11 protein-coding genes are annotated in these 10,022 nt (G+C 69.3%); 1 reads left to right on the top strand and 10 read right to left on the bottom strand.

What is annotated here, in order from left to right; genetic code table 11:
• A partial coding sequence (locus MJ785_RS03940; protein ID WP_239380052.1) for a MerR family transcriptional regulator occupies positions 1–1,115 on the bottom strand: 1,115 nt, incomplete at its 3' end.
• Positions 1,116–1,268: 153 nt separating this feature from the next.
• Between MJ785_RS03940 and MJ785_RS03945 the strand changes: the two genes are divergently transcribed.
• Positions 1,269–1,601 carry a WhiB family transcriptional regulator gene (locus MJ785_RS03945; protein WP_239312986.1) on the top strand — a complete coding sequence of 111 codons (333 nt, stop codon included), beginning with the start codon at positions 1,269–1,271 and terminating at the stop codon, positions 1,599–1,601.
• Positions 1,602–1,837: 236 nt separating this feature from the next.
• Here MJ785_RS03945 and groL read toward each other — a convergent pair whose 3' ends face one another.
• From groL to MJ785_RS03990, 9 genes are all read right to left on the bottom strand, one after another.
• The gene (gene groL / locus MJ785_RS03950) at positions 1,838–3,472 is read right to left on the bottom strand and encodes a chaperonin GroEL (protein WP_239380053.1); all 1,635 of its coding nucleotides are present in this window, start codon (positions 3,470–3,472) and stop codon (positions 1,838–1,840) included.
• Between the two features lie 442 nt (positions 3,473–3,914).
• A complete protein-coding gene (gene groES, locus MJ785_RS03955; protein ID WP_043604033.1) occupies positions 3,915–4,223 on the bottom strand; it encodes a co-chaperone GroES in 309 nt (102 codons plus the stop codon).
• A 309-nt stretch (positions 4,224–4,532) separates the two neighbouring features.
• Positions 4,533–5,483 carry a UDP-glucuronic acid decarboxylase family protein gene (locus tag MJ785_RS03960; protein ID WP_239380054.1) on the bottom strand — a complete coding sequence of 317 codons (951 nt, stop codon included), beginning with the start codon at positions 5,481–5,483 and terminating at the stop codon, positions 4,533–4,535.
• Complete coding sequence (locus tag MJ785_RS03965; RefSeq protein WP_239347977.1) at positions 5,483–5,797, bottom strand: hypothetical protein; 315 nt, start codon at positions 5,795–5,797, stop codon at positions 5,483–5,485. The genes MJ785_RS03960 and MJ785_RS03965 overlap by 1 nt, the downstream gene beginning before the upstream one ends.
• Positions 5,798–5,906: 109 nt before the next feature.
• Positions 5,907–6,935, bottom strand: a complete 1,029-nt coding sequence (gene tsaD / locus MJ785_RS03970) for a tRNA (adenosine(37)-N6)-threonylcarbamoyltransferase complex transferase subunit TsaD (RefSeq protein WP_239347986.1) — start codon at positions 6,933–6,935, stop codon at positions 5,907–5,909.
• 50 nt (positions 6,936–6,985) lie between these two features.
• Positions 6,986–7,552 carry a ribosomal protein S18-alanine N-acetyltransferase gene (rimI, locus tag MJ785_RS03975; protein ID WP_239347978.1) on the bottom strand — a complete coding sequence of 189 codons (567 nt, stop codon included), beginning with the start codon at positions 7,550–7,552 and terminating at the stop codon, positions 6,986–6,988.
• On the bottom strand, positions 7,549–8,259 hold the full coding sequence (gene tsaB, locus MJ785_RS03980; RefSeq protein ID WP_239380055.1) for a tRNA (adenosine(37)-N6)-threonylcarbamoyltransferase complex dimerization subunit type 1 TsaB: 711 nt from the start codon (positions 8,257–8,259) through the stop codon (positions 7,549–7,551). The genes rimI and tsaB overlap by 4 nt, the downstream gene beginning before the upstream one ends.
• Positions 8,260–8,340: 81 nt before the next feature.
• Entirely contained in the window at positions 8,341–8,820 is a 480-nt protein-coding gene (gene tsaE / locus MJ785_RS03985) for a tRNA (adenosine(37)-N6)-threonylcarbamoyltransferase complex ATPase subunit type 1 TsaE (protein ID WP_239312472.1), read from the bottom strand.
• A gap of 80 nt (positions 8,821–8,900) precedes the next feature.
• The coding region (locus MJ785_RS03990; RefSeq protein ID WP_370652864.1) for an alpha/beta fold hydrolase at positions 8,901–10,022 on the bottom strand (1,122 nt) is incomplete at its 5' end.

Raw genomic sequence — 10,022 nt, forward strand, 5'->3', positions numbered from 1 at the left:
CCCTGGAGCGGGGCTCCGGTGAGAAGGTCGAGGGCTTCGCGCAGGGATCCCGCATGACGGACGCGCCCCGGAAGAGTCGCTCGCTGCCAGCCTGAGCCGCCGACAACGATCGATGTCGGCGGCCGGGTCACCGGTAAGCCAGTCAACACCTGCACATCCGCGGACGTCCGACGCTGCGACCACAGGAAGACAGCTACCGGCCCAACGCGGACGATCGCATTGCGCAACGCGGCGATCGGCACCGCGGCGCCGAGTACGCGAACGCTCGCCCCCCGCTCAGCAAGGCCCGCGGCGAGTGCGGTCAGCGCGAGGTTGTGCTGCTCGGCCGGAGCACACGCAAGCAACACCGGTCGGCTATGACCGTCGACCTCACGATCCGCGGCCCGGCGGAACACCGCCGCCACGCAGTCACTGAGCAGATGTTCGACATCGACGGCGTCGCCACGTTGTTCCCATCGCCTGCCCACGGCGACCAGTACCGGGCACACAAGCTCCTGCCAGGCGGCGACAACCCCATCAGCCGCGACGGCATGGGCCAGAATACGGGTCACCGCCGACGAGTCGAGCGCCATCGCCGCACGAGCAAGTCCACGGGCCGCGACGCCGGCATCCGCCAGCCGCAGCACCCGGCCGCCTGATCCCCGTGCCCCGGCCAGGTCCGCGACCGCCGGTTCGTCGAGGCCACCACAATCATCGTCCGCCGAGGTCACGGCCCCGGCGTGCTCACCGCTACCCGCCTGGCCCGGTTGCCCGCAGCCAGCTCCGCCCGCGGACGGTCCGGGTCCGGCGCCATACGGTCGATCATCAATTCCCGGAGCCGATCGCGGCCAGCGCGATTCCGGTAGATCATCGACGAGTGTGGTCCTGGCGATTCTGGCCGCTTCGGCGGGCGCGATCCCGTCCTGTGTCAGCCGGCACATGAACTCCAAGCGGGCCAGGTCGTGTGGACCGTACCTGCGGCGGGTACCGGAGACATGGTCGGCTGGACCGAGCCCGTATCGACGGTTCCACGTGCGAAGGGTTGCGGGCGCGACGCCCAGCCGCCGGGCAACCGCCGCGACCGTGTACCGCGGGTTGCGCTCCGCCGGCTCCGGGGAGGGGGTCACAGCGCTCATGGTGGCTCTCGGCGACCGTACCCACAACTTGGCGACGAACCGGCTCCGACCGACCACGCGCCGAATGATTCTCTGTGTTGAACAACATATGGCGCGGCACTACGGTGTAGCTGCGGCGCCAGCCGCCCATGGTTGAGAGGGGGGCTCAGACCGATGACCGACGTCCGACGACTTCCAGGCCCCGGTGCCGAGAAGTGGGAATGGCAGCTTCACGGTGCATGCCGTGGAGAGAGCACGGAGCTCTTCTTCCACCCGGAAGGCGAGCGGGGCCCGGCCCGCGCGGCGCGTGAAGCCGCCGCGAAGGCCGTCTGCGCACGGTGTCCCGTGATCCAGGCATGCGCCGAGCACGCGCTGCACGCCCGCGAGCCCTACGGGGTGTGGGGCGGGCTGAGCGAGTCCGAACGAGAAGGCATCCTGACCGGCCGGACGCGCCGCGGCGCGGCGCGGCACAACCCGTCACGCCCCGGCCTGGCTCCGGCCTGTTAGGGCGAGAGTGTGGTGGCGCACCGATGATCTTTGGGGCGACCGGACGCGGGCGTTCTGCCCGGACATACCCGGACGGATCCATCGCATGGATCGGGTCACCCGCGACGTGTGAACACAACGCTCGGTGAAATCGACGGGAAGCGCGAGAAAGCCCGGTAGGACGCCGAACGTCCTACCGGGCTTTGGGGAATCCGCGTCAGGATCCCGATCCTGGCAAGCAGGATGGTCCTGACAGCTCAGAACCCGGCGCCGTGCGAATGGCCGTGGTCATGACCGTGCCCGGCGTCAGCGGCGGGTTTGGCCGGCTTCTCCGTGACCAGGCTTTCGGTCGTGAGCAACAAGGCGGCGATGGACGCGGCGTTGGCAACGGCCGAGCGGGTCACCTTCACCGGGTCGACCACGCCGTCCGCGATCAGGTCGGTGAACTCGCCCCGAGCCGCGTTGAAGCCGCTCCCGACGGGCTGCTCCTTCACCCGCGCGACGATCACCCCGCCTTCCTGACCGGCATTGTTCGCGATCCAGGTCAGCGGGGCACTCAGCGCGTCATGAACGATCTGCACGCCGGCCAGTTCGTCGCCGGTGCGCCCGAGACCGCCGTCGAGTACCGCACCCGCGTGTATAAGCGCCGACCCACCGCCAGCCACGATGCCCTCCTCCACCGCGGCGCGGGTGGCGGACACGGCGTCCTCCAGACGGTGCTTCTTCTCCTTCAGCTCAACCTCGGTGGACGCCCCGACCCTGATCACGGCGACGCCACCGGCGAGCTTGGCCACCCGCTCCTGGAGCTTTTCGCGATCCCAGTCCGAGTCGCTGGCCTCGATCTCCCCGCGGAGCTGACGTACCCGGTCGGCGAGGCTCGTCTCGTCACCAGCGCCGTCGATGATGGTCGTAGTGTCCTTGTCGACGACGATCCGGCGCGCCCGGCCGAGCTCGGCGAGCCCGACCGAATCGATCTTAAGGCCAACCTCGGCAGCGACGACCTGCCCCCCGGTGAGGATGGCGATGTCCTGCAACATCGCCTTACGGCGATCGCCAAAGCCCGGCGCCTTGATCGCCACTACCTGGAAGGTCTTGCGGATCGCGTTGACGACAAGAGTCGACAGCGCTTCCCCCTCGACGTCCTCAGCAATGATCAACAGCGGCTTCCGTGCCTCCACGACCTTCTCCAGCAGCGGAAGGACGTCGCTCAGCGCGCTGATCTTGCCCGGATGCAGCAGCACATAGGCGTCCTCGAGGACGGCCTCCATGCGCTCGGGGTCGGTGACGAAGTACGGGGAGATGTATCCCTTGTCGAACTGCATCCCCTCGGTGAGCTCGAGCTCCAGACCGAGAGCCTGGCTCTCCTCGACGGTGATCACACCGTCCTTGCCGATCCGGTCCATCGCCTCGGCGATGAGCTCGCCGACCTTCGCGTCCTGGGCGGAGATAGCCGCGACGTGCGCGATGACCTCCTTCGAGTCCACCTCCAGGGCCTGCTCCAGCAGGGCGTTGGAGACGGCCACGACCGCGGCCTCGATACCCGCTTTGAGCGACACCGGCGGCGTCCCGGCCACGACCTGGCGCAGACCGCTGCGCACCATCGCCTGAGCGAGCACGGTCGCGGTCGTGGTGCCGTCGCCAGCGACGTCGTTGGTCTTGGTGGCGACCTCCTTGACGAGCTGGGCGCCAAGGTTTTCGTTCGGGTTGTCCAGCTCCACCTCGCGCGCGATCGTCACCCCGTCGTTGGTGATCGTCGGCGCGCCATAGGACTTGTCGATGACGACGTTGCGGCCACGCGGGCCGATCGTCACCTTCACAGCGTCCGCGAGAGCGTTCACGCCATGCTCAAGCGCATGGCGAGCGTCCTCGCTGAATGTCAGAATCTTGGGCATACGTGGTCCTCCCGAACCGACTCAGGGCATGTCTGGCCCGTGGGCCTGTCTGATCGATCTTCGATCGCTTCGCCCCCGCCCGAACGCTTCGCGCCCGTGCGGAGCCCTGCCCTCGATGCCCAGAAGAGGTCGCGCCGCACGGGGACCCCGGCTCGTCGTCACCGGCAGGACACCGCTATCGGCTCCTCCGCCACCGTGCGGACCGCCTTCTGAATCATCGCGCATCGACCAATACCCATCAGACAGGCTCTGGGCGTGCCTCCTGGAAATCGCTCGATGGACTCCGGGAGCAGGAACCCACGCGGACGCGGAGCATGCGGGTGGGGTGCTGCGAGCGGGATTCGAGAGGCACGCCCTAACGGCGATCAGGCGTGCTCCGCCGATCCGGACGAATGCCATCCAGAACGGCGAAACACGCCCTTGGATCCTGCTGGCGACAGACCTACTTCTCGATGATCGCCAGCACGTCGCGGGCGGAGAGAACCAAGTACTCCTCGCCGGCGTACTTCACCTCGGTACCGCCGTACTTGCTGTACAGAACGACATCGCCGACCTTGACGTCGAGCGGAACCCGCTTGCCATCCTCGAACCGGCCCGGCCCGACCGCGAGCACAGTGCCCTCCTGCGGCTTCTCCTTGGCCGTATCCGGGATCACAATACCTGACGCGGTGGTCTGCTCGGCATCTGACGGCTGGACGACAATGCGATCTTCAAGTGGCTTGATTGCAACCTTGGTGGCGGTCGTCACGATCGACCTCCCCCTTCCTGCGCTGGATGAGAGAGCGACCCTGGCGGCCTGCCGTCGCGGGTGAACAGGCGCCTGTTGTCGCTGGCACTCTCGTGTGCCGAGTGCCAACTTAGCACCCGCCTCGCCCACGTCAACCAACACAGCCAGAACTGTCAAGCGAGCCCAGGCGCAAGGCGCCGGCCAACCCGCCGGGCCCGGTCGCGGCCACGGGCGGCCGGGCCGGCCACAGCGGGCCGGGCTCGGCCCGCCCGGCCGATACCCCTCGTAGCCCCCGCTCCCACAACGACGCCGCGCCAGTCCCGGTGGATCGCGTCAGTCCCGGTGCAGGACGTCGGGATGCTCCCGAAACCAGGAGACCGTGGTGTCGAGACCGGTCCGCAGGTCGACAACTGGTTCCCAGTCGAGAACCTCGCGGGCCAGCGATATGTCCGGCTGCCGGATCGTCGGGTCATCCTCCGGCCGCGGAATGAATGAGATCTTCGATTCACTCTTGGCGACTTCACGGACGAGCTCGGCGAGCTCGATGATCGACAGCTCATACGGGTTCCCGATATTCATCGGACCAGGATGACCAGAAAACATCATCCGCACGATTCCCTCGACCAGATCATCGACGTAGATGATCGACCGGGTCTGACTGCCGTCACCCGCCACCGTCATCGGTTCGCCGCGCAGCGCCTGGGTCGCGAAGGCGGGGATCGCACGGCCGTCGTTAGGGCGCATCCGCGGCCCGTGGGTATTGAAAATCCGGACGATTCCGGTATCCACACCGTGGCTCCGGCGGTAGGCCATGGTGAGCGCCTCGCCGAACCGCTTCGCCTCATCGTACACACCCCGCGGACCTACCGGGTTGACATGGCCCCAGTAGTTCTCCGGCTGCGGATGGACCTGCGGGTCACCATAGACCTCCGAGGTCGACGCCAGTATGAAACGCGCGCCTTTTTCCTTGGCCAGGCCAAGGGCGTGCAGCGTACCGATCGAGCCCACCTTCAAGGTGTGGATCGGCAGATTCAGATAGTCGATCGGGCTTGCCGGCGACGCGAAGTGCAGCACGTAGTCGACCGGACCAGGAACATGGACGTAATCCGTCACATCACAGCGGATCAATCGGAAGCACTCGCGGTCCGCAAGATGAGCGACGTTCACCGGGGTCCCCGTGACGAAGTTGTCCAGGCAAAGGACCTCATGGCCCTCGGTCAACAGCCGCTCGCACAGGTGTGATCCCAGAAAACCCGCACCTCCGGTGACAACGCTTCTTTTCATCAGGCCCCCTCCTGGTCATCGGTATTCGGTCCGCGTGACGATACGCGCACGAAGTCCCACGCCCGCGCGGAACGCGCGAGAAAGCTCGGCGGAACACCATCGAGAACAGACCCGGCGGCAGCGGCCGATGGTTTACCCACCGATAGTTCGCCGCCATGCGGATGAAGCAGGACGACCACCACGTCACCATTGCCGCCGGCACCGCGGTAGACCTCCGCCGGAGCATCTCCCAGCGCCTGGTCCAACCAGGCCAGGAGGTCCTCCAGGCAGCCATCGGCCGCATGGGCCTCCCACATGCGCGTCACATCAACCACACCCACATCTTCGACCACGGTGGGCAAGGCGGGACCAACGAGGTACCGGCACGCAATAAGGCCTGGCCACAGAGCGCACGATCACAGTCCCGCTCGCGCCTGGCAGGCTTCAGGGCCGCTCCAGCGAAAGGGTCGAGGAAGCGGACATGTCCAGCAAGGACGGGGTGACACCGGCGGCGGCCTGAAGGGAGCCCAGCGCGGCGACCATCGCGCCGTTGTCGGTACACAATCCAGGCCGGGGCACCCGCAAGGTGATACCAGCGGCCGCACAGCGCGCCGCCGCGAGCGACCGCAGTCTGCTGTTCGCCGCCACTCCCCCACCGATCACCAGGGTGTCGACCCCGTGCGACCGGCAGGCCGCGACGGACTTGGCCGTCAGCACATCCACAACAGCCTCCTGGAACGACGCGGCGACAGCCGCGACGGGTATCGGCTCACCCGCCCGGTTGCGCGCTTCCAGCCACCGGGCCACCGCGGTCTTCAGCCCGCTGAAGGAGAAGTCGAACGTACCGTCGCCCGCCTTCGCGCGCGGGAACGCGATCGTGGGGCTCCCGTCACGAGCCGCCTGGTCAATGGGCGGCCCGCCGGGGAACGGCATCCCGAGCAGCCGGGCAACCTTGTCGTATGCCTCGCCCGCGGCATCGTCGACCGTGGCCCCGAGCGGGATCACCGCGCCCGTGGCGAGGTCCGGCACCAGCAGCAGGGAGGAATGCCCGCCGGAGACCAGCAACGCCATGGACGGGCCGGGCAATGGCCCATGCTCAAGGGTGTCCACCGCGACATGCGCGGCCAGATGATGGACCCCGTAAAGAGGGACGCCGAGCGCGAACGCGTATGCCTTGGCCGCGGCCACTCCGACGAGCAGCGCCCCGGCCAGGCCCGGACCAGCGGTGACCGCGATCGCGTCCACGTCACGATGGCGCAGCCCCGCCTGGGACAGCGCCCGGTCGACAGCCGGCACCATCGCCTCGACGTGCGCACGGGCGGCGATCTCCGGAATCACCCCGCCGTAACGCGCGTGCTCGTCCACGGATGACGCGAGGGTGTCCGCGAGCAGAAGCCCGCCCCGGACCAGGCCCACTCCGGTCTCGTCGCACGAGGTCTCAATACCCAGTACCAACGGCGCGTCACCCCGCACCGACGGCCCGTCACTCCGCGCCGGCGGGACGTGGCCGGCGCGGACCCCGCTCACCGGGACACCGTCGACTCCACCGCGTCAAGCATCTCGCCGTAGTCACGGGTGTCTATGTGACGGGCCGACATCACGTAGGCGTCGGCTCCCGACGGCTGGTAGTAGCCCCTGCGCAGGCCGAGATCGACGAAGCCGAACCGGTGGTAAAGAGTTCGGGCCGTGCTGTTGTCGGTCCGTACCTCCAGGTCACAACGGCGCGCACCGCACATCCGGGCATGGCGCAGCAGAGCGGCCAGCAGCCGGGTGCCCACCCCGTTGCCGCGGGAGTCCGCGGTGACGCCGAGAGTCTGCACGTAGGACTCGCCGTCGTGGACGGCAAGCCCGCCGTAACCGACGACTCGCCCGCCGCGCACAGCGGCCAGATAGTGCCGCGCCAGTCCCTGTGCCAGCTCCGACCAGAACAGCTCGGCCGTCCAGGCGTCCTCGGCGAAGATGTCCCGTTCCAGCTCGACAATCTCATCGAGATGCCACCAGCGCAGGCGCACAAGCGCCACCTCGCCACGCCCAGGTGCCGGCGAATCCTCGGTCACCGTGTCTGTCCTGATCGTCAGCTGGCCGGTCACACAGCCACCGCTTTCGGCGGGCGCGGTTCGGCCGCGTCCGGCCGGCGCAGGTACAGCGGGACGAGCGGCGCGGGCGGGCGGCCGGCCAGAACGCTCGCGCCGGCCAGGCGGGCGAGGGTGACCGGGGACGGATACCCCGGGCCGGTCGCCGGCTCCACCGGCTCCCCGAGGCTGGCGAAAACGTCCGGGTACAGCTGCGCACCCGGTCCGGCCACCCGGCGGACCGCCATCTCCCGCAACTCCTCGACAACGCTCCCCGGTCGGCCCACGGACGGCCCGGCCACCCGCTCACCATTGTCGTACACCGCCCAGTACACCTCCCGGCGCCGCGCGTCGGTCGTCACGGCCACCCTGCCCGACGTGTCGGCGCCGATGCCGTCCAACGAGCACACACCGTAGGCGGGCCGGCCGAGAGCGTCCGCGAAGGCGGCCGCGGTCACCACGCCGACCCGCAGACTCGTGAACGGCCCCGGCCCGAGGCCCACCACCAGCGCGTCGAGATCGGCAGGGCATGCCGACGCCTCGTCCAGAGCCTCCCGGACCAGCGGTACCAGCAACTCCGCGTGCCTACGTGGATCCACGACCTGACGTGCCGCCCTGCGGGTCACCCGCACAACGCCCGTGCCGGCGACCGGCTCGGCCCATTCGACGTCCGCGAGAGCGACCGAACAGGCGGGTGTCGCCGTGTCAACAGCGAGAAGCAGCACGCCTGACAGCCTAGTGGTCGCGCCGATCAAATCGCATGATCAAACAATTCCAGCCCGCGGCTGTTGCGGTCGGTGACCGAGCTATTCCCCGGCCGCCGCCCACAACGACCGCAGGCGGGTTGACCATTCACCGTCGCTGCCAGCCATCCGGACGACGCGGACGCCCCCGTCGCCACAGTCCTCGGCGCCAGCGCCGAGTCCCGGCACGGCTTCGGGCGGCCGCTCGATCTCGACCCGCAGATACGTGCTGGCCAAGCCCTCCACCAGTCCCGAGCCCCACTCGACGACCGTCACGGACGTCTCGATCTCGGCGTCGAGGTCGATGTCCTCGACCTCGACGACCGCACCCAGCCGGTAGGCGTCCACATGCACCAGGGGCACCCGGCCGTCATCGTGCACCCGGGCGATCACGAAGGTCGGCGAGGTGACCGCCCCGGTGACACCCAGCCCGGCGGCGATGCCCTGGACGAGGACCGTCTTGCCAGCGCCGAGCGGCCCGGCGAGTATCACGAGGTCTCCGGCGCGCAGCCCGCCGGCCAGCCGACGGCCGACAGCACGCATGGACCGCGCTGTCGGAGCCTCGACCAGCCAGGCCTCTCCGTCGCTTCGGGCGAGGAAGGCGACAGGCTCGGGCGGGCCGGTCACGATGTCCGGGTCCGGAGGTCCTCCGGGCCGCGGTCATGGCGGGCGGGCGCGGCCTGGGTGCGGGCTCCCGGCGGGCGCGGCAGGCCTCGCGGCCGGGCCGTCGCCCGGTTCACCAGCGCGCGCAGTGCCTCGTTGACCTCGTTGGGGCGCTCCAGGGTGACGGCGTGCCCAGCCCCCGCCAGCACCACCAGGTCCGCCTCGGGGAGGAGTTCGCTCAGCGTCCGGCTGTGCTCCAACGGGGTCATGACGTCAGCGTCACCGACGAGGATCAGCGTCGGGGTCGTCACCAACGCCGCCGCGGCAGCGATCTTGTCGTGGTTGATCAGCGCTGGCAGGAAGGCTGCCATCACGTGCAGCGGCGTCGCGGCCACCATCTTCTCCAGGAAGGACACCAGCGGCGGCCCGACCGCGGCCGAGCCGAAGCCGATCCGACGGGTCGCGGCCCACGCTACCTGACTGCCATGGCGGCGGCCCCGCTCCAGCAGCGTGGGGGCGTACCGCATACCGACCGCGAGACCGGGCAGCGCGGTGCGCAGCATCTTCGTCGCCGCCACCGGCAGGCCGAAGGTGACCGTGGCCAGGCTGCCCGCGCTGGTCGACACGAGCCCGACCCCGACGATCCGGCCGCCGAACAGCTCCGCGTGCGCGTCGGCCAACGCGAGAATCGTCATTCCGCCCATCGAGTGCCCGACGAGGATCACCGGTCCAGTCGGCACCACCTCGGCCAGCACCTGATACAGATCATCACCGAGCTGCTCGATCGTGCACGCCGCGACGTCCGATGCGCCGGACAGGCCGTGGGCCCGCTGGTCGTAGAACACCAGCCGGCCGCATTCGGCGAGCTCTCGACGTTGGAACGTCCAGAAGTCGAGGCTGACGCAGAAGCCGTGGATGAAGACGAGGGTGAGCGCGGCACCGGGATCCCCGACGACCTCGACGTGCAACGGCACGCCGTCCGAAGCGACCACGGTGGTCGGCTCCCCCCCGACCAGCGGCACGAGATCGTCGTCTCCCGGCTCGGGCAGCGATCCCTCCCCCGGCCCGGCCAGCTCGGCTGGCCGGCCGGAACCGGGCCGGACCCGCCGCCGCGCCGCCGCGCCGGCAACGACAGCCGCGGC

This window comes from Protofrankia sp. CiT1, from assembly GCF_917627335.1.
Taxonomy (GTDB): domain Bacteria; phylum Actinomycetota; class Actinomycetes; order Frankiales; family Frankiaceae; genus Protofrankia.